This window comes from Arcanobacterium sp. S3PF19, from assembly GCF_000758825.1.
GTDB lineage: Bacteria > Actinomycetota > Actinomycetes > Actinomycetales > Actinomycetaceae > Arcanobacterium_A.
Window position 1 is genome coordinate 136092 of record NZ_JRMX01000014.1, and the last position, 21463, is coordinate 157554.

Sequence of the window (21463 nt, forward strand, 5' to 3'; positions counted from 1 at the left end):
GGATTTTCGGAAAATACCATGCGAAAAAAAGGAATTCCCGCGAAAACTTTGGGCATGCTCCTGTGCGGCGGAAGCGCGGTTTTGGGAAAAGCGTTTTTAAACACGGAAAACTACCGCGTGCCCCGGCGCACGGTTCTTCTGGGAGAACGCACACAGCCCCACCGCCGCCCCGAGACCCTGCGGACGGTGCATATCTCAGATACACACCTTTTGCCGTGCAACACACGCAGGCTCACTTTTCTGCGCTCACTGGCGGATGTGAATCCGGATCTGGTGATAATAACCGGAGATTTAATCTCCCGGGCGCAGGCAATTAAACCGCTGCTGCACGCGCTGGAGGTTTTCCGGGGCACAGCGGGCGTATTTGTTTTCGGATCCAACGACTACCATGCGCCGACGCCGAAGAATCCGCTGCGGTATCTGGTGATGAATTCCAATGAGGGGAAAAAATCCTCCGCGCCGAAACTCCTGCCCACCGCCGAGCTGGCGGCAGGTCTGGAAGATCTGGGATGGATTAATCTGAACAATAAACGTGCCGCGATACGGGTAAAACAATGGCATCTGGAGCTGATCGGCGTGGACGACCCGCACATCGGACGGGACAGTTTCCCCCCGGTTTCTCCACAGACTGATCCGCAGACGGAAAAAAGCCGGCTTTCGGAAGCGGAGAAACCAAACAGGATTACGCTCGGCGTCACACACGCGCCGTACACGCGGATTTTGGAGCGGATGTACGGAGCAGGATGCGCCGTTGTGTTTGCGGGCCATACCCACGGCGGGCAGGTCTGTCTGCCGGGAAACAGGGCGCTCGTGACCAACTGCGATTTACCCGCGTCACACTGCTCGGGCCTGTTTCCCTATCCTCTGCGTTCCTCCCGCCCGCTGCACGGCGGGGGAACGGTCTGCGGTGCACAGTATCCCGGAAAGGATACGGAAACGGAGATGTTTGTGCAGGTTTCCGCGGGTCTGGGAACTTCACCCTACACACCTGTGCGCACATTCTGCCCGCCGGAAGCACCCGTCACGGATTTGGTTCGCTTTTAATTTCTCTGCGATAATTTCTTTCGAAAACCGGGCAGAAACAAAAAATGTGAGAAACATTGACTGTTTTCATTTCGCAACCGGCCCCTTCCCGATGTAAGATATTTACGCTACTCATGAAGGAGTGCCGGCATGAGTCGGCGGGGTGTGGCGCAGTTTGGTAGCGCGCTTCGTTCGGGACGAAGAGGTCGTGGGTTCAAATCCCGTCACCCCGACCAAGAGCGGCGCGGACGGTTACGTCCGCGCCGTTTTCGTATCGAAAAACATCCTCCGGTTCAGGCAGTTCTTTTGGGTGTATGATGGGCATGCCGAACAACGGCAGATTACACCACACAACCGACCGAGGGACGTCATCCATGAAAATAGTCGTCATCTATAAATGGGCACCGGATCCGCAGTATGCCACCGTTGCCGATACCGGCGAAATTAATTGGGGCACAAAACGCGCAGTTTCCGAATATGATCCCGTGGCAATTCATTTGGGACGTCTCACGGCGGACGCAGCCGGTGCGGAACTGATCGGAATCACGGCGGGAGACTCCACGGCGGCAACGCCGAAAGCAACGCAGGCGGCTGCCGCAAGAGGTTTGGACCGTCTGACTGTTCTTGCCGACGACGCCTTAAAAGACGCCTGTGCGGATACTTACGCACGCGCACTGAGTGCCGTAATCAAAAATTTGGGGGACGATGTTGCCCTTATTCTGGCAGGTGAGGCATCTGCGGATGTAGGCGGAAAGGCCGTCCCCGGACTGGTTGCCGGATTCCTTGAAATACCGTCCCTCGCGGGAGTGGAGAAAATCAGCGCGGGCGAAAACGGATTTACCGTTGTCCGCACTTCCGCCGGCCGGTCACAGACACTGGAACTGACCGGACCCGCCGTGCTCAGCCTGACCACCGATGCCGTTTCCGTTCCTCTGATCGGAATGAAAGATATGATGGCCGCGCGGAAAAAACCGGTGGAAAAACTGACATTGGCCGACGTTTCCCTTCCTCCGGCCGCAGGAAAAGCGCATGTCGTCTCTGTGGAGAGACCCGAGATAAAACCGCGCAAACAGATTATATTTGATTCGGAAAACGCCGCAGCCGAGTTGGTGGCTGCATTACGCGAAGAAGGTGTGCTGTGACCAATACCTGGATTATTGCCGCAACGGGAGCCGGCATTGCGCAGATCGCGGAGTCTGCCGGCGAAGACGCCAATCTGCTTGTTGTGGGCGGCGGTGATTTGGCCCGGAATCTGCGGAGCGCAAAAGTTGCCCGCCTGGTGCACGTCCCCTGCGAAACCCTGCCCGAACTGACGGCCGCCCGGACGGCGTCTTTCCTGGCCGAAGAGGGTGCGGATACCATACTGGCGGCAGACCTGCCCGCCGAACGGGCATTGGCCACTGCGGCGGCGGCAAAAATCGGAGCCGTATGGATTTCCGGGGCGGTTGCCTGGGATGCCCAAACACGCACGGTGAAGCGTTCCGTGGCAGGTCTTTCCGTGGAAACGATTGCGACACAGGGGCCCGTTGCCTGTGTGCTGCCGGTATCCGAAGTGCCTGCGGGAGGAGAGGCGCAGACCGAGACGCTTTGTCTCTCCGCTTCCGATTCCGTGCGGGTTACGGAAGACAAACCGGTTTCCGCACAAATCGTCGACGTCAGCAAGGCGCAGCGGGTGATCGGCGTGGGCAGGGGAATTGCCAGAAAAGAAGATCTGGAGATGATTTACGCACTGGCGGACGCCATTGGGGCCAAAGTCGGGGCCACCCGTCCGGTTGCGGAAGGATACGGATGGTTTGATTCCTATATCGGGCTTACCGGTCAGCAGCTGACGGCAGATCTGTATTTTGCCGTTGGTATTTCGGGTCAGATTCACCATATGGGCGGTGTGCGCAGGGCAAAAGTCATTGTGGCCGTAAACGAGGATCCCCAGGCGCCGATTTTCGCCGAATCGGATTACGGAATTATCGGCGATCTGTATGAAATAATTCCCGCGGTAAAATCCGCTCTTTAAAACTTATCGCCTGCGGCGGCGGTTTTGTGAAACCGCGTTCCCGAATACAAAGGGAAGGGGCAGCCATCCACGCATTTGGCTGCCCCTTCAGGGAATGCAGTCCGCAGACCGGAGGCACTAATTCCGACTTCGAACCGCCTTATTCACTTTGCACTCATACACGTTACAACTAAGAGAAAATAACCTAGGAGTAAATTTCTTATCCTTCGTTGTGTTTTCAGTATGGGAAAGAAACCTTAGATAACCTGGAATCTATTCTGTGAATTTCCTGAGAATTTTGAAACTGCCCGGTAAAACGGCTTGATTCCGCCGAAAAAACAATATTTTCAAAAAATGTGATCTACATTACCTTTGGTTCCTGTGTATCCTTCTCCCGCGAAATACGCCACAGGATTTCCACCAGACAGGCACCGGCCAACCCCACGGCAAGCCCGGAAAGCATCATCCGCGGATCCGAAGAATCGAGCACAAAAATCCTCTGCGTGAATTCCATGGTGAAAATGAGCGCATACCCAAGCGCGGGAAGGAAAATCAGAAGAATTTTCCACCGGTTCCACGGCCTGGCAACAACCGCCAGCACCCACACGGAAGGAACAATCAGCGCAAGCAGAGCCGCCGTGGATTCGCGCACATGGGACTGCGGCACATGACCGCCGGAAACAAGCAGATAGGCGGTAAAAGCGGAAACGCCCACAATCACCCCGGCAGGAAAGGCAAAGCGCAGTACCCGGCGCGTAAAACCGCCGCGCGCACGTCGGTAATTGGGCGGAAGGGAAAGAATAAAAGCCGGCACCCCGATGGTGAACCACCCGGTAATCGTCACGTGAATCGGCAGAAACGGAAACGGAACCGCCGAGAGAATCACCAGTATGGCCAAAATGGCGGAATAGATGGTTTTCGTCAGAAAAAGATTTGCCACCCGTTCGATGTTGGCGATCACCCGCCGTCCCTCGGCCACAACATAAGGCAGAGTGGCAAATCTGTTGTCCAGCAGCACGATTTTTGCCACCGCGCGCGATGCGGCGGCACCCGAGCCCATCGCCACTCCGATATCCGCGTCTTTCAGGGCAAGAACGTCGTTCACGCCGTCGCCCGTCATCGCCACATTATATCCGCAGCTCTGCAGGGACTTCACCATCTCCTGCTTCTGATCCGGGCGCACACGGCCAAAGATCACTCCCTCACGCACACTCTGCGTAAAGTTATCCGCGTTAAGAGTGCGTGCATCCACAGGATCGCCCGTTTCCAGACCGAGACGGCGGCTCACTGCCGCCACCGCGCGGGCATTGTCGCCGGAAATTATTTTTACCGCCACACCCTGCTTTTTGAAAAAATCGAGCGTGTCTGCCGCGTCCTCCCGCACTGTCTGTTCAAATACCAGCAGTGCCAGGGGTTCGGGACCGCCCTCCACTCTGCCCGCCCGGGACACAATATCCCCTACCGGCAGCGCGGAACGCGCCAAAAGCAGAACACGCAGGCCCAGATCCCCTACTCTGTCTGCCGTATCCAGCCACCGTGAATCCGCACTGAGCACATCGGGAGCGCCCAGAATATAATGTCCGTTTCCGGCAAAATCCATGCCCGACCATTTTTCTGCCGAGCTGAAAGGGCGGATTTTATCCGGTTTCCACAGCTGCTGCGGTCGCGCAAGCGCATCGCGCACCGCGCACACCGTCAGGTTCGGATCTTTGTCGTTCCAGGCCAGCTGCGCCGCAATCAGAGACGCTTCCCCGATTTTCCCCTCCTCCGGCGGTGTTTTGTTTACCGCACCGTCCTGCGCGATCAGCACTTCGTCCCCGGGAAAAGCAAAACAGGCAAAACGCAGTCTGTTTTCTGTCAGCGTGCCCGTTTTGTCGGCACACACCACGTCAACACGGGCCAGACCCTCAATTGCGGGAAGCTCGTTTACCAGACATTTCCGTTTTCCCAGACGAATCACGCCCAGCGCAAAGGCGGTGGAGGTAATCAGCACCAGACCCTCCGGAACCATCGGCACGAGTGCGCCGCAGATTGCCAGAATCAGAGAACGCCACGTGTGGTCGGGATTTGAATACTGCGTAAATACGGTCAGCACGGCCACGGGAACCAGCACCCATACGATGTATTTCAAAATAGTGTCGATCCCCGCCTGTAGCTGCGACTTATGCAGGGAATACTTCGCCGCGCGGGCAGTTATTTTCGCCGCATGGCAATCCGCGCCCACATTCGTCACGCGGTATTTGCCCGTACCCACGGTCACAAAAGAGCCGGAGAGAATCCGGTCTCCGAAACGTTTCGGCACGGCATCCGATTCGCCTGTGAGCATTGATTCGTCGACGGCCAGTTCCTCGGCTTCGAGCACCTCGCCGTCAACCGTGATCTCCGTTCCCGCACGCAGGCAGATTACGTCGTCGACCACCAGCTCTTCCTGCGCAATGCGCACACATTTCCCCCCGCGCATCACCTGCGGATGTTCTTCTCCGACTAAACTGAGCTTCTCCAAAGTGCTTCGGGCACGCAGCTCCTGCACAATTCCAATCGCCGAATTGAGCACAATCAGAACTCCAAAAGCACTGTTGATCCACGAGCCCGTGACGGCAACCAGCACAAAGAGCACTCCCAGCATCGCGTTAATGCGGGTAAAAACATTGGAACGGACAATATCGGCAACTGTTTTTCCGCAACGGGGAGGAAGCACGTTCACTTTCCCGGCTTCCACGCGGCGGCGTACCTGAGCGTCGCTCAGCCCGCAGACAGCGGATTTTATATCGGAATGTTCGGTGTTTTCGCTACTCACTCTTATAACTCTATCGGGAAAGAGCAAAGCGCACACCTTAACGTGCTGCGCAAAGAAAAGAAAAATTTTTACGCGTCCGAAACGGCCGGGCGCAGGGGGGGTACAGATTATGGAAACAAAGGGTACATCCAGGCAAAACCGCAGGTAAAACGGCTTAAAACAAGGGAAAACCCACACCCGGCGCGGATGGCCGCGGAGAGTGGGGGATTCGAACCCCCGATGCGGGATCGCCGCATACCGGTTTTCAAGACCGGCTCATTCGGCCGCTCTGACAACTCTCCTACGCCCGAAGCGTACCATAAGATTTTAGTTTAATTTTACGGAAAAAGAAAATAGGGGAAAACAAAAATTATCCGCTGCCGACTTTCGCTATACTGGTAGATAATGCGGCGCCGGCCGGTTAAAAAGAAAGAAAAGGAAAGGCATGGCTGTGAAAAAACGCGGTTTGACAGCGATAAAAACGACGTTTTTTGCCGTGCTGTGCCTTCTTTTTTCAGCCGTTTTCCCTCTTTCCTCTTTTGCCGCACCGGCCTCGGCACGTATTTCTCTCCCCCCGGCACAGGCAGACACACAAAATGCCGCAGCCGAAAAAACGGACGGCCGGGAACTGACTTTCCGGCGTGAACCGGTTCTGTTTATCGGAATGGGCGGCATACATCCGAATGATATTTTTACGGGAGATCCCGAGCTGCACGCGCTTCTTTCCGGATACTCCTTTGCCGCGCTTACACCACGCACTTTCTCCCCACTGACATGCCCCACCGAAGGGTGGATGTCTTTACGCACTTTCGCGGATGTACAGGATAAATACAATCGGGGCAATTTCCTCGTTTTTGGAAAAGACGACTGCCCGAGCGTGAAAATCTCCTCATCTTCCCCCGCTTCCGTTCCCTCCCGGGCGCAGATCAAAAATTTTCCGGCGCACATAGGCGGCACAAAATGGACGGAAAATAAAACTTTTCTCCCCTCTGCCGCCGCCATCGGAGACAACGCCGCAATTCCTCTCGCAGATACCGGCGGGCACCTGAGATATTGGATGCCTTATCCCAAAACAGGCAGCTCTTCCGCCCGGCAGGAAGTTTTGCGCGCAGTCTTTAACGACCGCCCGCAGCGGGACGTACTCGTGGATGTGGGCAGCGTGCGCAGCGGAAACAGATACCTGGAAGCACTACCGCAGTCCGGAGAAATCCAGAAAAGATTAAAGAATGTGCTGAAAGCCAATCTTTCTTCCGCGCATCCGAGAAAGACGGTAATTGCTTCGCTTGCCGACCGGTGGGAACGCCCCCACCTGCATTTTTTCGCCACAGATATGCCTCTGCCTTCCTCCGGGAGCGGAAAACACGCTCTGATTACCGCAAAGACAACGCGCAGCGCGGGGCTGATCACGATTTCCGATGTCCGTGCTCTTCTCATGGGCACCCCGGGGCGGCTGAGCACGCTGCCCGCAACCGTCGAAGAAGCGGAAGAAACGATTTTTGAACTGGAAATGCATTCCTACATGGGGCGTAATGCCACGGGAATGTGGTATCAGATATTTAATGCGGGCGGCGTGGCCGGTATTTTCTTCTTTATCGGTCTGCTCCTGCTGCGCCCGGGGAAACCGGGTACCCGTTGGGGAACAAAAGACCGCACATGGAAAGCGTGCGCACTGCTGAACACATACATATTTGCCTTTGTTCCCTCGGCTCTGCTGCTGAACTTCATTCCGTGGTGGAGAATAACGGAATCAAGTACGCAGGCACGCGCGGTGAGCATCGCCGCCACTTTGGTGCTTGCCGGAGTGCTGACTGCGTGCGCGCGCAAAATCTCTTTCCTTCTCACCGCAGGGAAAAAAGAGACAGACAGCTGCGGAAAAGTTTGGTACGGCGGCGAACAGAGCGTCCCGCTTCTTGCCCTGCTCACTTTTCTGCTGCTGAGTTTGGACGTGATCTTCGGTTCCGCACACCAAAAAAACGGTTTCATGGGTTCGCCGGTGCTTACCTCGCGCCGCTACTACGGAATATCAAACCGTACGTATCTGATTTTGGTTATTGCGGGCGCATTGGCCGTACTGGTATTTTTTGCTCTGTGGCGAAGGAAAAAGATTCGCCTGCTGTGCGTATCGGCCGTGGGTCTTACGGCGCTGGCGGTGGACGCGGTTCCCCAATGGGGTGCCGATTTTGGCGGTCCGCCGGGAATCATCGCCGCTTTCGGTCTGTTTTTCCTGTTTACGGCAAAGATAAAACTTCGTTTCCGGCACTTCCTTATCTGGCTGGCCGCCAGCGCGGCAACGATGGGCATTGTCGGGTTCGCCGACGCAAAAGGAAACAGCGAATCACATATCGGAAAGTTCTGGTCCACTTTGGGAACGGCGGAGAATATGCAGCTGATCAGCGGAAAACTGCGTGATGTGCTGCGTTCGCTGGTCGGGCGGCCCGATCTGCCCGTAATTATGCTGATTGCCCTGATCCTGGCCGGCGGTACATACGCCGCATTGCGAAAGCTCAACAGGAAAAGCGGAATTCACGCGGCGGCTTTCTCCCGCTCGGTATCCGCCCCGGGGTTTGTCTGCGTAGCGGCGGCAGTCGCAGCGGGAATTCTGATTGCCGTGCCGATCAACGATTCGGGGATGATTATGGTAAAAGAAGGGGGATATATTGCCATTCCCGCGCTGCTGGCAATGATGGCGGAGCGTCTGAGCGCCATCCGCCCGAGTCCGGCGCAGGAAAGCGCCTCGTCACAGCAGAGCTTCGAGGACTAACGCCGCGCCGTCTTCGTATACGCTTTCCGTCACCGTATCCGCGCACTGCGCCACATAATCGGGCGCATTGCCCATCGCCACACCCAGATGTGCCCACTGCAGCATCTGGCAGTCGTTGCCCGAATCTCCGACAGCCACCGTGTTGCGGTGCGGAAGATGAAGCAGATTCAGCACATCCTGCAGCCCGGTTGCCTTGGTGACTTCATTCGGGGATACGTCCATCCAGGCAGACCAGCCGATTGCGTATTCCACGCCGTTCAGACCCAGTTTATTTACGGTGTCCAGAAGTTCGTCCGCCGTCATTTCCGGGGCGCGCACGGTCAGCCGGCTCGCGCAGGGATGCGACAGCTCGGACAGCGGAACAACCACGGATTTGCCCGTCAGCTCCCCTTCGGGAAACGGTGCCGTCAGCCGGCGCGTATCGGTAAGCGACTCCACTGCCAGCAGCGCATGGGGAAGAGCTTTGGCAAGAATTTCAATCTCTTTTTCCGGGTTGAAGGTATGGGCGGAGATCAGGCGCACATCCGGTGTTTCTTCGCGCACGGCGGCAGGCAGTTCGGTGGTGGGAAGAGCGGAGGCGGTATCGCCCACGGCAAGAATCACCGCTCCGTTGGAACATACCGTATAGCCGGTATCTATCCCCAAATGCTGCATTGCTATCTGTGCGCCGCTCACTCCCCGCCCGGTACACAGAATTAAATTCGTGCCGGCCTCAAGATGTGCGCGGATTGCGGAAACAACGCGCCCGGAAACGGACAGATTGTGATGCACAAGCGTGCCGTCAATGTCCACCGCAACAAACAGCTCCCGCCCGGCGGAAGGAAGACGGGCGGCCTCTATGGCGGCCGGCAGAGAATCGTGCGCCTGAGTCAAAAGAATCCTTACCTGTGCCCTGCCGCAACCGGCTCAATCACTTCACGTCCGCCCATGTACGGACGCAGCGCCTTGGGGATATACAGTGATCCGTCCGGCTGCTGGTGGTTTTCGAACATTGCCACGAGCCAACGGGTGGTGGCAAGCGTGCCGTTCAGCGTGGCTGCCGGGGTGGTGCCGTTTTCGGTGCGGAAACGGATATTGAGCCGGCGTGCCTGGAAGGTGGTGCAGTTGGAAGTGGAGGTGATCTCCATGTAACGGTTCTGCGTGGGCAGCCAGGCTTCACAGTCATACTTTTTCGCAGCCGAAGAGCCCAAATCGCCGGCAGCGGTGCAGATCACGCGATAGGGAAGCTCAACACGGGCGATCATTTCCTCTTCCCAGGCAAGGAATCTTTCATGTTCCTCCCGGGCCTGCGCCGGATCGCAGTAAGAAAACATTTCCGCTTTGTTGAACTGGTGAACACGGATAATTCCGCGTGTGTCTTTCCCGTACGAACCGGCTTCCCGCCGATAGCAGGTGGACCACCCCATATAACGCTTTGGACCTGCGGAAAGATCAAGGATCTCATCCTTATGGTACCCGGCCAGCGCCACTTCGGATGTGCCCGTAAGATATAGGTCGTCGGTAGGCAGATAATAGATTTCGTCGGAATGCGCGCCGAGAAAACCCGTTCCGCCCATAATATCGGGATTGACCAGAGTCGGCGTGGTCAGCATCGTAAACCCGGCATCCTGCGCCTGATCGGCGGCGGCGGTCAGAAGAGCCAGTTCGAGCCGTGCGCCAAGACCTTTCAGATAGTAGAAACGGGAGCCGGAGACTTTCGTGCCCCGCGCCATGTCGACAGCGTCAATTCCTTCCGCCACATCCAGGTGGTCTTTGGGTTCGAATCCTTCCGCGGCGAAATCCCGCAGCGTGCCCACTTTTTTCACTACCGTATAGTCGTCCTCCCCGCCTTCGGGAACGCCTTCCTCGATGGGGTTGGGCAGACGGTACATTGCCTTCATAAATTCTTCGTTGGCTGCAGCCGAGGCAGCTTCCAGCGTTTTTACCCGGGTGGAAAGCTGCTTTGCGCGCTCGAGAACGGACTTCCGCTCCTCCGGGGAAACTTTTCCGACAGTGCGCGAGAGTGCTTTCTGTTCGGCGCGGGCATCTTCAAACTCCTGCAGTGCCCGGCGGCGTTTTTCGTCTGTGGCAAGAATCAGGTCGACGAGAGTTTCGTCGTCCCGGCGTGCCCTCTGGGAAGCCTTTATCAGTTCCGGATTTTCACGGATAGTACGAATGTCAATCATATCTACAGAATACGCCCACATTCGCCGCGCTTTCCAATTTCCCGCAAATTTTTGCCCATTGCGCGTTATCGCACATCCGCTTTGCTAAAATCGTAGTCATGAACCTCAATTTTCTGCTCAGCCTGGCCGCTCTGGTCTGTGCGCTCTGCGCCCTTTTTCTCGGGCTGCGTCAGAGAAACGCAATGACCCGGCTGGCCAGGGATCTGCGGATTAACCGGGGGAAAAAGACCGTACGCCGGGAATTGAACGGACAGGAGGATTTCGGCCCGCCGGTTGTGGTTTACAACCCCACAAAATCGGTGGACTGGGCGCAGCTGCGCTCTCTTCTGCGTGCGGCCGCACGGGATGTTTCTCTGCCCGAACCTGTCTGGCTGGAAACCACGGCGGAAGACGCCGGCAGGGAAATTACGCGAAAGGCACTGGAAACCTACCGTCCGGAAGTGGTGATTGCCGCCGGGGGAGACGGAACCGTGCGTTCCGTTGCGGAGGCTTTGGCAGGCACGGAAGTTCCCCTGGGCGTGTTTCCCCTGGGAACGGGAAATCTGCTTGCCCGAAATCTGAATCTGCCCCTCAGCTCCAAAAAAGACATGGTCAGAACGGTTCTCACCGGCGTTACCCGCACGATAGACTTCGCCTGGCTGGAAATTTTGGAACCGCCGGGGCCTGTGCCTCCCGACGCGGAAAAAATGGCCGGGCCCGGAAAATACGGATTTCTCGTGATCGGCGGCGTAGGCTTCGATGCGGAAATTATGAGTTCCACGAACCCCGTGCTGAAAGAAAAAATCGGCTGGCTCGCATACGTAAAAGGTGCCCTGACGAATCTCTTCTCGGAAAAAATGACGGTCCGGATCCGTCCGGGAAATGCGGCGCAGGAAATTGAAACCGAAGCCCGTTCGGTAATGTTTATGAACTGCGGGGAGCTGCCCGGGGGAATCGTGATGGAACGCAACGCGGATCCGGCAAACTCATGGCTCGAACTTGCCGTGTTGGACGTAAACGGGGGAATTATCGGCTGGGCAAATCTGGTGCAGAAAATGGCATTGAAAGGTGCGGGAATAGAGCCGAAGAATCTTCCCCGGGGAGAAGCGTTTTCCGGCGACATCACCACCCACCGGATACGCACATGCGAGGTAACCCTGACAGAACCCAGACAGGTGCAGACAGACGGAGACGTGTTGGGCAAGGCAATGCGGATCCGGGCGGGGATTGATCCCGGTGCGCTTCGGGTGCGCGTCTGTCACTAGTATTTTTTACTTTCAACCCGGGTATAATAAAAAAGAAATTTTCGGGAAGGACCGCGGGTTTTCGCGTACCCGAAAGAATATGCAAACGTTAAGAATGTGGATTTGTTTATGCGCGGACAGGGAAAACCGGCCGCCGTACAGGCAGCTGTTTTGCTGTGTACGGTCCTTTTGCTGGCCGGAGTGTGTTTCACGGCCTGGCTGCGCTCCGCCGCATACTACAGAGCGTGCCCGGATTCCGTTTCCGGCTCCCGCGGCGCCGCTTCCGTATCAGGCAAATACGGCTCCTGCGGTTTCCCCGCGGGAACGCACAAAAATCCGAAGATTTTTCTGATTGGTTTTTCCGGCCTGGACTGGTCTGCGGTAAACCGGCAGCGCACTCCGAACATATGGAAATATCTCGGGACGGGTGCCGGCGCGAACCTGGTGGTAAAAACGGAAGGCGAAACCACGTGCCCCGACGGCGGATGGCTGAGTCTAAACACGGGCGCACGCACGCTCGGCGCCGGGGGTACGGGCGGTGTATGTGCCCCGCTGCCAAACGACGGCAGGATTTCAGGGTGGAAAACACTGGCGGATGTCAACTCCCGCACCGGCTATGACCCCAAATTCGGCAGACTGAACGATATTTTTGCACGGAAAAACATGCGGGTGGCGGCAATAGGCGGCGGTGCGCGGCTGGCGGCGGCGGATTCCCGGGGTAATTTTTCCGGCACATTTATCCCCACGGACACTCCTTCCGCCGGCGGAACGGTAAGCGAAGCGGGACTGAAAACCGCGCTGCGGCAGCTGAAAAACGAACAGGCGGTAATTGTTGATTTGGGTGCGCTGCGCGCACGGGAAGCGAAACTGGGCACGTACTCCCCTTCCGGTTCCCCGCTCCGTTCGGCTTTTATCCCCCCGGACACGGCAGATTCTTCGCTGTTGGCACAGGTACGGGAGCTTGATAGAAGAATAGGCCGGACCCTGGCCGAAATTCCGCGCGGATCGGCGGTGCTGATGTTTTCGGTGGCCGAAGCGGATACAAAGAGTGCCCGCCCGCAGTTTTTCGCGATGCGCACGGCAGAGGGAAAACAGGGCACGGCGCACACGAATTCCACCCGGCAGACGGGCGTCGTGCAGCTGACGGATATTCTTCCCACAGTTTCCGAGCTGCTTGGCGGGGAAAAACTTTCCGGGGTGAACGGCGCCCCGGTCCGGGTTCATCCCCGCTACGCACCGCCTGCCCGGCAGACGGAAATCCTGCGCGGCGATCTGCGCCGGGCACTTGCCGTGCGCAGCTGTGTGGGGATCTTCTATATTTCTTTTGCCGTTCTTTCCATCCTCGGATCCGCATTTGCCGGTCTGTGCCTGTATCGCGGGCGGTCACGGCGTGCGCTCGCGATATTTTTGCCCGGGGTGGCCGCATTGCCGGCGGCCTCGTTTTTGGTTAATCTTTTTCCCTGGTGGAATTGCACCGCGCCCGTGGAAATGTTTTTCTTTTCGGTGTTTTTCCTTTCGCTTCTCCTCGGTATTCTGAGCTTCGCGGCGCGTTCCCCCCTGCCGGTGGCGTGTCTTGGTTTTGCCGTGCCCGGAATAGACGCGCTGTTCGGCTCCGGCCTGCATTTTTCCTCCGTTTTGGGAGACCAGCCGCAGTCGGGGGGAAGATTTTACGGACTGAGCAACGTGCCTTTTGCGGTTTTCGGCGTTTCGGCGGTTATGCTCGCCGGTTACGGACTGTATCTTCTGCGTAAAAATAATGCTTCGGTTTTTACGCGGGGTCTGTTTTGCGCCACATTTTTGGCACTGTGTCTGTTTGTGGACGGTTCGCCGCAGGTTGGAGCGGATTTTGGCGGTCCGCCCACACTCACGGTCGCATTTTTGCTTCTGTTTTTCATTCATTGGGGAAAGAAACTGAACCTGTTTTCGGTTTTGTCTTTCGCGGCGTGCGCATTGGCGGTAATGTTTCTGACATCGTTTCCGGACTGGCTCCGCCCGGTGCAGATGCAGTCCCATCTGGGAAAGTTTTTCGGATCCGTCCTGGCCGGCAACGCTCTGCCCGTTATCCTGCGCAAAGCGCGGTTTGTGTTTGAAATGCCCTTAATTGCCTGGATCGCTTTGGCCGCGGGTCTGTGCGTGATTGCTTTCGCGTGGTGGAAAAACAGAGAGCGTCTGCACCGGATTTTATCCGAAGACACCGGGCAGATTGCTGCGGGCACTCTTCCCCGGGAAACCGTCCAGGCCGGTTTGGCTGTGTTCGCCCTTCTCTTTTCGGCGGCGGCAATCAACGATTCAGGGATAACGATCGTGTTTTTCGGGCTGATTTACGCAATTCCGCTGTGGGGAATGCCGCTTTTGCGCGGAATTTCGCCACGGCACGCGCCCGGCGGAAAAACGGTAACGGAGAAGAAATAATCAGGATCCGTAGGCATTAAACGGCATCCCCGGTTCGGGCGGTGTTCCGTTCCTTTTTCCGCGCGGAACGGATACGCGGTGCAGGCGGCGGGAATAGGCCGCAAGCCAGACGTCCTTATACTGGTTCGCCCGATGAAGCTGTCCCTTAAAATCGTTTGCCGTTGCACGGTGATGAAGGTCGCACGGAATTTCCTGCACCGTATATCCCGCAACGAGCAGATCAATCGTCATTCCCACTTCCACACCCCATCCGGGGGCAAGCGGCTGCACGGCATCAAAAGCCTCGCGGGTGATACAGCGCTGGCCTGAAAGCGGCTGGCGTGCCACCCATCCCGTGGCGCGTTTAATCGCTTTCCGTCCCAAACCGGTAACGAATCCGTGCCCGCCGGCTCCCTGCTGCGGGGGAAGAAAAGCGATCGTGCAGTCCACTTTTCCGCTGAGCACGGGTTCAACAAGCGGCATACAGGAAAGGGCGGAATCACCCAAATCGGCATCCAAAAAGAGCATCAGACGCGGATTTGATTCATCCGTTTCGCGCATTTGGGCCACGCGGGCGCCGGTTTCCATCGCCGAAGCCTTTCCGCGGTTTACGGAATGGCGTACGGTCGCCGCACCTGCCGCGCGGGCAATTTTCTGCGTGTCGTCCTCGGATCCGTCATCTACCACGATCACCAGATCCACGTGCGGAATAGAGCGGGCGGCACGAATCGTTGCCCCGATCCGCCGCGCCTCGTCCTTGGCGGGAATAATGACCGCAACACGCTGCTTCTCCTGCACGGCAATCCACTTCCTTAAGATCGGCTTTTAATTCTCCGCTACCGACACTCTACCGCAAAGTTACCTGCCGGGAAATGATTCCCGCTTTTGCCCGGCGTTCTTCCGGCGTGAGCGGAGCCGTCGAGGCAATTTCCTGCGCGAAAAGTTGGGCGAAGTCTTTCATTGCGTCGGCGAGCTCCTCGGCTTCCGTGCCCGGCGCGAGTTCAAATACGGGAATCAGAAGTCCCTGCGCGCGAAATGCGCCCACAAACCGGGCATCGTCGAAAGTCAGTGCGCGTCGATGCTGCAGCCGGGAAAGCGCGTTAAGTACGCACTCCCGGTCTTCGGGCCGAACCCAGCGCACAAACTCACGCTGCATCCGCGTCCAAAAAGCCCCCTCAACCCCGGGCACCTGCCGGGTCGGCATGATCTGTTCTTTCGTCTCCGCGAGCGCCGCGGCCACATCGGGATTTTCCGCTTCTTCGGCGGAAATCCAGAAAGAGAAATCATCGTGCAGCGAGAAACGGGATGCGGCGGACAAATCGAGCACGTCCTGCAGACGCAGCTCGGATTCGGGCTGCCCGGTTTGGGTAAATGTTTCCCCGTTTTTCAGCTTCAGCCCGGCACACAGACGGTCTGCCACATCCAAAGACAGATCTCCGGAATTCATCACCGTCTGCAGAGCTACCAGCAGCACACCGTCTTTTCTTCTCAATGCCCCTGCCATTTGCGGAAGCATCGTCACCAGCAAAACATCTTCGCTTCCGTATGCGGGAGCGGTACGCACGGCCAACGTGGCTGCGGGAAGAATCTCCCGCATTGCCACCAGTTCAGGCTCAAACGGAATTCCCGCGAACGGACGTTCCGCAAATCTGATCCGTTTTGTCTTCGCGCTTTTTTCTTTGCGGTTCTTTTTTCCCATGGATTCTCCCTGTGTCCGGCCGATTCAGGCCGCGTTCTGCATACGGGCGGCGATACCCCCGTGCCGTTTCAGTCAACTACGCCGTAGAGACGGTCTCCCGCATCTCCCAGCCCGGGAACGATGTATCCTTTGTCGTTCAGCTTTTCGTCCACCGCAGCCACAATAATTTTTACGTCCCCGCGGGTGCCGATGTGTTCTTCCAGTGTTTTCAGACCTTCGGGCGCGGCAAGAATACAGATCGCCGTAACGTCTTTTGCTCCGCGTTCAAACAGATAGTCGATTGAGGAAATCAATGTATGCCCTGTGGCCAGCATCGGATCGAGAACGAAACACTGCCTGTCGGTAAGATCGTCAGGCAGCCGGTTCGCATAGGTAACGGCTTCCAGCGTTTCCTCGTTGCGTTTCAGACCCAAAAAGCCGACTTCGGCGGTGGGCATAAGGCGCGTCATTCCTTCCAGCATTCCCAGTCCCGCACGGAGAATCGGAACCACGATCGGGCGCGGGGAAGCGATTTTGGCTCCGGTGGTGGGGCATACCGGGGTGTTTATTGCGTGGGGTTTGAGCGCTATTCCGCGCGTGGATTCGTATGCCAGAAGCATAATGAGTTCTTCGACCAATTGGCGGAAGACCGGGGAAGGGGTGTTTTCGTCACGTAAAACCGTGAGTTTATGGGTTACCAGGGGGTGATCAATTACGGTCAGTCTCATGGTTTCAATTTTACACATTCGCCGCCGAAAATGGGAATGCGCAGGCAGCGGGAGAGATACGGAATATGGGATATACAATGGTTGCGTGTGGGAAAAAGAAGAACTGCTTATGCGCCGGGCACTGGTTCTGGCTGAAAAGGCCGTGCCCGGCAGAGACGTGCCTGTGGGTGCGCTGGTTGCCGACGCTTCGGGAAGGATTGTCGGCGAGGGGTTCAACACCCGTGAACGCGACGCCGATCCCGCAGGTCACGCCGAAATAAATGCGCTGCGCGCGGCGGCGCGGACCCTCGGCGGCAAAAATCTGAGCGGATGCACCCTGGTGGTGACGCTCGAACCGTGCACAATGTGTGCGGGCGCAATTCTCGGCGCGCATATTTCACGTGTTGTTTTCGGCGCATGGGACGAAAAAGCCGGGGCCGCCGGATCCGTACGCGACGTTCTCCGTGACGCACGGCTTGCCCAGCCGGCGGAAGTGATCGGCGGAATACTGGAACGGGAAACGGGAGACGCCCTGCGCGGATGGTTCGCCCGCCACAGGCAGAAAACCTGTGAAATCCCTTGCAGAGAAGAGGGCGACTTGGCAGTCGGAGACAAATGAAGATAATATAACAATTCGAGGTGACGTGTCCGAGCGGCCGAAGGTGCAGCACTCGAAATGCTGTGTAGTTAATAGCTACCGTGGGTTCAAATCCCACCGTCACCGCCGCAGTCCCCGGCAAATCGCTGATTTGGCGGGGATTTCGCTTATATAGCAACGTTTTAAGCAATGCGCTACCTTATCAGCATTAGTCAATATATACTCTAAATGTCGGGAATTTCCGACATTATCCCAACATTTTGAAACCCACACAGAAAAGAAAACCCGCCTGCCGCGAAAAATAAAACTTCCCGGAGGGATAACGCAATTTTAAGCCGTTTTACCTGCGGTTACGATTTAATTGCCCAATGTGCCCCGGCCGGACGGCGAGGGAGGCGCGCCGGGACGAAGCGTATTTTTTTGCGATACCGTGCGCCGCCTTATTTTTCAAAATACGGTCCGCAGGCGGAAAGCTGCGCATAAAACTGTGTGTCCCACTGACTCCACGGCTCTCTCGCCAGTCTGTCGTTCGTGAAACGCACGTCGTCCGTCACTTCCGTGATGCAGAAATCCGGGATCCGCAAATCCGTCACGGGGCCCATCCGCTCGCATTCGGCTACCGCCAAACCCTGATTTTGCCCCGCAAACACATCAAATTCCCATCCGTCTTCCCCGATCCACAGCGAATAACGCTGTTTGACGATCAAATGCGCCGAATGCTGAATAATCTGCACGGCAACGTCAAAATCCAAAGGTGTTTCCAGTTCGTAGCGTTCTCCGCTCACAGACGGCGATTTCACCGTAATTGTCGCCTGCGCTCCGTTTTCCTCCCCGTCCTGTCCGTCTGTGTGCGGAGTTTCCTGCGCCCGGTCAAGAAGAAGGGCGAGCACGCGGCGTTCATAACCTCCCATATGGTCCACACGTTCGTCATACCGCGGCAGAGACGTACACGGCCCCGGAAAAGCAATCCGCACCCGAATTGCATACCCCGCCTGCGCAAACACATATGCCTGCACAATCGTCTGCGCCGCGCCGTGTTTCAGCGCTTCGTCGGGCACCTTCCGCACGAAGAATTTTCGTTCAAATTCAAAGGGAAGTTCTTCACTCATACTTTAAGAATATAAATAATGTTCTACAATGTTCAAAGACAGGCACAGACAACCGGAAAGTTGGAAACAGTAAATGGGTACGCAGGCGCCGTCCGCGGGAAAACAGAATCAGAGAAAAAAAATCATTATTGCCGCAGTTGCATTTTTTACTCTGCTGATAATAGTTGTCGCAACGCTGTTTCTGGCGCGCAGTCAGCGCCCGGGGCAGACCGGGGAGCAGGCGCAGACGTCTTCCGCGTCCGCAGGGCAGACAGACGCCGCGCGCCCGGACGGGGAAAAACAGGCTGCGCCGCCCGTTTCGCAGGATCAGAAACGCGTTATTGATTCCCTGGCGCGCAAAGATCCGCACGATCCGCACACCAAAGGCAAAATAGACGCAAAAATCGTGGTTAAGGTGTATGCCGATTTCCGCTGTATTCACTGCGCGGTGTATACCCTCAACACGGAGCCGCAGCTTAAAGCACGGATCGACAACGGAGACATCCGCTACGAATTTGAAAACTTCCCGGTGCTCGGGCAGGAGTCCGTGCTCGCCGCGCAGGGCGCGGAAGCCGCGGCTTTGCAGAATAAATTCTGGGAATACCACGATGCGCTGTTTAACGGGCTGCAGACAAAATCAATTACCTACACGCCGGAGGGGCTGACGCAGCTTGCGGAAAAAGTCGGTATCCCCGATACGGCAAAATTCCGGGCGGATCTGACCTCCCCCGCAGTCACGGAGGCAGTGCGCAAATCCGCGCAGACGGCACAGAAAATCGGCCTGCAGGGTACGCCCGGATTTATTATCGGATATTACGGCATTAATGCGGGAATCGAAATTTCGGAGATGAACCGGATTATTGACGCCCAGATAGCGGCAAAGGCTAAGTAGTTTCCCGGCCGGTTTTCAGGCATATGAAGATCGCGACAGATACTCCCGGCCACTTCCGCCGGGCGGCACAGGATAAGGAAAAAACATGAGATGCGCAAAATTTCTTTCCTTTGTGGGGCATATATTTTCCCCCTACACACTGAACGAAGGGGAAAAGCTGCCGCCGAAGGCAATTATTGTCGGCGCTCCCCACACTTCATACTGGGACGCGGTTCTGATGGCCATCGGGCTGTGGAAAGTCGGGCGGCACTTTAATTTCTTTGTGAAAGATTCCGCCGTAAACTCACCTTTCGGCCCGATTATCAAAGCAGTCGGCGGGCTTGCCGTAGACCGTTCCCGCTCTCACGGTCTCGTAGATTACGCCGTGGCCCGGGCACGTGAAAATTCCGATTTCCTGCTCGTGATCACACCGAAAGGCACGCGCGGGAAGCGCGAATTCTGGAAATCCGGCTTTTACCATATTGCGATGCAGGCCGACCTGCCCGTAGTTCTCGGATATATCACGCGCACGCCGAGGAAAACCTACGGATGGGGAAAAACCATCCGCCTGAGCGGAGATATGCGGGCGGACATGGAAAAAATCCGCGCTTTTTATGCCGACAAAACGGGAATCCGCCCCGAACTGCGTTCCGAACCGCGTCTGCGCGGCGAAGACGGCACTGCGGACGCGCCTAATTCCCCCGCACGGAAGGACTGACTGCAATGGGTATTTCCCGCCGGACACATTATTCGCTGCCCGAATACGGCACGGAAGAGATTTCTTTGCGCGTTCCGCTGGACCGCGGGGGAGTGTATGCCAAAAGATTCCGTCTCACGGACGCGGAAAAAGCCGCCCTTCCTGCGGAGATTTCCGTATTTGCCAGAGAGTTTCGCGCACCCGGCGGTGAAAATCTTCCCCGGCTGGTTTATTTTCAGGGCGGACCGGGATCTGCCGCTCCCCGTCCGGAAATTTTAGGCGGATGGCTGAAACCTCTTTTGCGCAGGTACCGTGTCGTAATGCTTGACGAGCGGGGTACCGGCCTGTCGTCGCCGATCGACGGCAATGTGCTGAACGGTTTTCCCTCTCCCCGGGTTCAGGCCGCCTATCTGGCCTGTTTCCGCGCCGATTCAATTACGGACGATGCCGAGGAACTGCGCAGGGAGCTTCAGGCAGACGAGCCCTGGGCGGCTCTCGGACAGTCTTTCGGCGGTTTTTGCATCACGGCATATCTTTCCCGTGCGCCGCATGGGCTGGCGCGGGCCTTTATCACCGGAGGTCTTCCTTCGCTCACCGATCCCGCGGATGAGGTGTATATCCGCACGTGGGCGGACTGCGAAAAAAGAAACCGGGAATTCTTTGCCCGCTATCCGAAAGACGAAGACACCTGCTGGGATATCGTTTCCCATCTTGCGGACACACCGGAAACACTGCCCACGGGCGAGCGTCTTTCGCCACGCAGATTCCGGATGATCGGAATCAATCTGGGATGGTCCTACGGCTTTGAAAAGCTGCATTATATGCTGGAAAATCCGTTCGTTTGGATAAACGGCAGAAAACGTCTCTCGGGAAGATTTCTCAATTCCGTGGGAAATGCGCTGAGTTTTGCGGGAAATCCCCTGTACTGGGCTTTGCACGAAAGTATTTACGCACAGGATTTCACGGGCGCCACAAGATGGGCGGCACACCGGATCCGCCGGACTCTCGCGCAGTTTGCGCTGCCCGATCCCGCGCACGCAGGGGAAGGCGAGGAGCGTCTGCGGCGGGAACTGCGGGAAAAAGGATACGGGTTCCGTTTTTCCGCCGAGCACGTTTTCCCCTGGCAGGGAGAAGAAGACCCGGCTTTGCGGGCAATGGCGCAGGCAGCCGGAATTTTGGCCGGTTTTACCGATTTTCCCGCTCTGTACGATGTGGACACGCTGGGAAAAAACACTGTCCCAACAGCCGCTTTTATCTATGAAAACGATCTGTTTGTGCCCGCAGAACTTTCTTTGCGCACAGCCGGGAAAATATCCGCGCTGAAACCGCTATACAGCCGTTCGTATTTTCACGACGCGCTGCGCACGGATTCCGCCGCCGTTATCGGCCGGCTGCTGCAGGCTGCGGAGGAAGATTAATTTTCGTATCTTTCGTTTTCTTTTCCTTCCTTCCGCGGCGCGCGTGAAACATTCTTCGGTTTCGCCTGCGGGAAAAC

Annotated in this window: 17 protein-coding genes and 3 tRNA genes; 12 read left to right on the top strand and 8 right to left on the bottom strand. The window is 56.9% G+C overall.

The window, feature by feature from the left end; all coding sequences use genetic code 11:
* The first annotated feature begins 18 nt into the window (after nucleotides 1–18).
* The 4 genes from HMPREF1631_RS04940 to HMPREF1631_RS04955 all read left to right on the top strand — a co-directional run bounded on the left by HMPREF1631_RS04940 (nucleotide 19) and on the right by HMPREF1631_RS04955 (nucleotide 3034).
* The gene (locus HMPREF1631_RS04940) at nucleotides 19–1044 is read left to right on the top strand and encodes a metallophosphoesterase (RefSeq protein ID WP_034233064.1); all 1026 of its coding nucleotides are present in this window, start codon (nucleotides 19–21) and stop codon (nucleotides 1042–1044) included.
* Between the two features lie 138 nt (nucleotides 1045–1182).
* Nucleotides 1183–1259, top strand: a tRNA-Pro gene (locus tag HMPREF1631_RS04945).
* 78 nt (nucleotides 1260–1337) lie between these two features.
* Nucleotides 1338–2165 (top strand): hypothetical protein, encoded by an 828-nt coding sequence (locus HMPREF1631_RS04950; RefSeq protein ID WP_084707465.1) that lies wholly within the window; start codon nucleotides 1338–1340, stop codon nucleotides 2163–2165.
* Entirely contained in the window at nucleotides 2162–3034 is an 873-nt protein-coding gene (locus tag HMPREF1631_RS04955) for an electron transfer flavoprotein subunit alpha/FixB family protein (RefSeq protein WP_052047128.1), read from the top strand. The genes HMPREF1631_RS04950 and HMPREF1631_RS04955 overlap by 4 nt, the downstream gene beginning before the upstream one ends.
* Before the next feature lie 340 nt (nucleotides 3035–3374).
* On the opposite strand, the gene HMPREF1631_RS04960 is transcribed toward HMPREF1631_RS04955, so the two are convergent.
* Nucleotides 3375–5810: an HAD-IC family P-type ATPase gene (locus HMPREF1631_RS04960; RefSeq protein WP_084707517.1), complete on the bottom strand. Its 2436-nt coding sequence runs from the start codon at nucleotides 5808–5810 to the stop codon at nucleotides 3375–3377.
* 193 nt (nucleotides 5811–6003) lie between these two features.
* Nucleotides 6004–6091, bottom strand: a tRNA-Ser gene (locus HMPREF1631_RS04965).
* 143 nt (nucleotides 6092–6234) lie between these two features.
* Between HMPREF1631_RS04965 and HMPREF1631_RS04970 the strand changes: the two genes are divergently transcribed.
* Entirely contained in the window at nucleotides 6235–8550 is a 2316-nt protein-coding gene (locus tag HMPREF1631_RS04970; protein WP_034233068.1) for a hypothetical protein, read from the top strand.
* Here the strand turns inward: HMPREF1631_RS04970 and HMPREF1631_RS04975 are convergent.
* On the bottom strand, nucleotides 8527–9423 hold the full coding sequence (locus HMPREF1631_RS04975; RefSeq protein ID WP_052047130.1) for an HAD family hydrolase: 897 nt from the start codon (nucleotides 9421–9423) through the stop codon (nucleotides 8527–8529). The genes HMPREF1631_RS04970 and HMPREF1631_RS04975 overlap by 24 nt on opposite strands.
* Nucleotides 9424–9431: 8 nt before the next feature.
* Nucleotides 9432–10715 (bottom strand): serine--tRNA ligase, encoded by a 1284-nt coding sequence (gene serS / locus HMPREF1631_RS04980; protein WP_034233355.1) that lies wholly within the window; start codon nucleotides 10713–10715, stop codon nucleotides 9432–9434.
* 98 nt (nucleotides 10716–10813) lie between these two features.
* On the opposite strand from serS, the gene HMPREF1631_RS04985 reads away from it, so the two are divergent.
* Both HMPREF1631_RS04985 and HMPREF1631_RS04990 read left to right on the top strand, forming a co-directional pair.
* On the top strand, nucleotides 10814–11959 hold the full coding sequence (locus tag HMPREF1631_RS04985) for a diacylglycerol kinase family protein (RefSeq protein ID WP_052047131.1): 1146 nt from the start codon (nucleotides 10814–10816) through the stop codon (nucleotides 11957–11959).
* 96 nt (nucleotides 11960–12055) lie between these two features.
* On the top strand, nucleotides 12056–14350 hold the full coding sequence (locus tag HMPREF1631_RS04990; RefSeq protein ID WP_034233070.1) for a hypothetical protein: 2295 nt from the start codon (nucleotides 12056–12058) through the stop codon (nucleotides 14348–14350).
* On the opposite strand, the gene HMPREF1631_RS04995 is transcribed toward HMPREF1631_RS04990, so the two are convergent.
* The 3 genes from HMPREF1631_RS04995 to upp all read right to left on the bottom strand — a co-directional run bounded on the left by HMPREF1631_RS04995 (nucleotide 14351) and on the right by upp (nucleotide 16735).
* Entirely contained in the window at nucleotides 14351–15127 is a 777-nt protein-coding gene (locus HMPREF1631_RS04995) for a glycosyltransferase family 2 protein (protein WP_034233072.1), read from the bottom strand.
* A gap of 49 nt (nucleotides 15128–15176) precedes the next feature.
* A complete protein-coding gene (locus tag HMPREF1631_RS05000; protein ID WP_034233074.1) occupies nucleotides 15177–16028 on the bottom strand; it encodes a DUF5926 family protein in 852 nt (283 codons plus the stop codon).
* Between the two features lie 68 nt (nucleotides 16029–16096).
* A complete protein-coding gene (gene upp, locus HMPREF1631_RS05005; RefSeq protein ID WP_034233076.1) occupies nucleotides 16097–16735 on the bottom strand; it encodes a uracil phosphoribosyltransferase in 639 nt (212 codons plus the stop codon).
* Between the two features lie 85 nt (nucleotides 16736–16820).
* On the opposite strand from upp, the gene HMPREF1631_RS05010 reads away from it, so the two are divergent.
* Both HMPREF1631_RS05010 and HMPREF1631_RS05015 read left to right on the top strand, forming a co-directional pair.
* A complete protein-coding gene (locus HMPREF1631_RS05010; protein ID WP_232215436.1) occupies nucleotides 16821–17333 on the top strand; it encodes a nucleoside deaminase in 513 nt (170 codons plus the stop codon).
* Nucleotides 17334–17352: 19 nt separating this feature from the next.
* A tRNA-Ser gene (locus HMPREF1631_RS05015) sits at nucleotides 17353–17438 on the top strand.
* A 314-nt stretch (nucleotides 17439–17752) separates the two neighbouring features.
* On the opposite strand, the gene HMPREF1631_RS05020 is transcribed toward HMPREF1631_RS05015, so the two are convergent.
* Nucleotides 17753–18421, bottom strand: coding sequence for an adenylate cyclase (locus HMPREF1631_RS05020; RefSeq protein ID WP_034233078.1), 669 nt, complete (start codon nucleotides 18419–18421; stop codon nucleotides 17753–17755).
* Between the two features lie 73 nt (nucleotides 18422–18494).
* Here HMPREF1631_RS05020 and HMPREF1631_RS05025 point away from each other — a divergent pair, with 73 nt between their 5' ends.
* From HMPREF1631_RS05025 to HMPREF1631_RS05035, 3 genes are all read left to right on the top strand, one after another.
* Entirely contained in the window at nucleotides 18495–19292 is a 798-nt protein-coding gene (locus tag HMPREF1631_RS05025) for a thioredoxin domain-containing protein (protein WP_052047134.1), read from the top strand.
* 85 nt (nucleotides 19293–19377) lie between these two features.
* Entirely contained in the window at nucleotides 19378–19989 is a 612-nt protein-coding gene (locus HMPREF1631_RS05030; RefSeq protein ID WP_034233080.1) for a 1-acyl-sn-glycerol-3-phosphate acyltransferase, read from the top strand.
* Between the two features lie 5 nt (nucleotides 19990–19994).
* On the top strand, nucleotides 19995–21386 hold the full coding sequence (locus tag HMPREF1631_RS05035; RefSeq protein ID WP_052047136.1) for an alpha/beta fold hydrolase: 1392 nt from the start codon (nucleotides 19995–19997) through the stop codon (nucleotides 21384–21386).
* Nucleotides 21387–21463: the final 77 nt, after the last annotated feature.

What these genes read in the sequence shown, in the direction of transcription:
- HMPREF1631_RS04940 (WP_034233064.1), top strand. Translation starts at nt 19, where the DNA reads ATGCGAAAAAAAGGAATTCCCGCGAAAACTTTGGGCATGCTCCTGTGC.
- HMPREF1631_RS04950 (WP_084707465.1), top strand. Translation starts at nt 1,338, where the DNA reads ATGATGGGCATGCCGAACAACGGCAGATTACACCACACAACCGACCGA.
- HMPREF1631_RS04970 (WP_034233068.1), top strand. Translation starts at nt 6,235, where the DNA reads ATGGCTGTGAAAAAACGCGGTTTGACAGCGATAAAAACGACGTTTTTT.
- serS (WP_034233355.1), bottom strand. Translation starts at nt 10,715, where the DNA reads ATGATTGACATTCGTACTATCCGTGAAAATCCGGAACTGATAAAGGCT.
- HMPREF1631_RS04985 (WP_052047131.1), top strand. Translation starts at nt 10,814, where the DNA reads ATGAACCTCAATTTTCTGCTCAGCCTGGCCGCTCTGGTCTGTGCGCTC.
- HMPREF1631_RS05000 (WP_034233074.1), bottom strand. Translation starts at nt 16,028, where the DNA reads ATGGGAAAAAAGAACCGCAAAGAAAAAAGCGCGAAGACAAAACGGATC.
- upp (WP_034233076.1), bottom strand. Translation starts at nt 16,735, where the DNA reads ATGAGACTGACCGTAATTGATCACCCCCTGGTAACCCATAAACTCACG.
- HMPREF1631_RS05020 (WP_034233078.1), bottom strand. Translation starts at nt 18,421, where the DNA reads ATGAGTGAAGAACTTCCCTTTGAATTTGAACGAAAATTCTTCGTGCGG.
- HMPREF1631_RS05025 (WP_052047134.1), top strand. Translation starts at nt 18,495, where the DNA reads ATGGGTACGCAGGCGCCGTCCGCGGGAAAACAGAATCAGAGAAAAAAA.
- HMPREF1631_RS05030 (WP_034233080.1), top strand. Translation starts at nt 19,378, where the DNA reads ATGAGATGCGCAAAATTTCTTTCCTTTGTGGGGCATATATTTTCCCCC.
- HMPREF1631_RS05035 (WP_052047136.1), top strand. Translation starts at nt 19,995, where the DNA reads ATGGGTATTTCCCGCCGGACACATTATTCGCTGCCCGAATACGGCACG.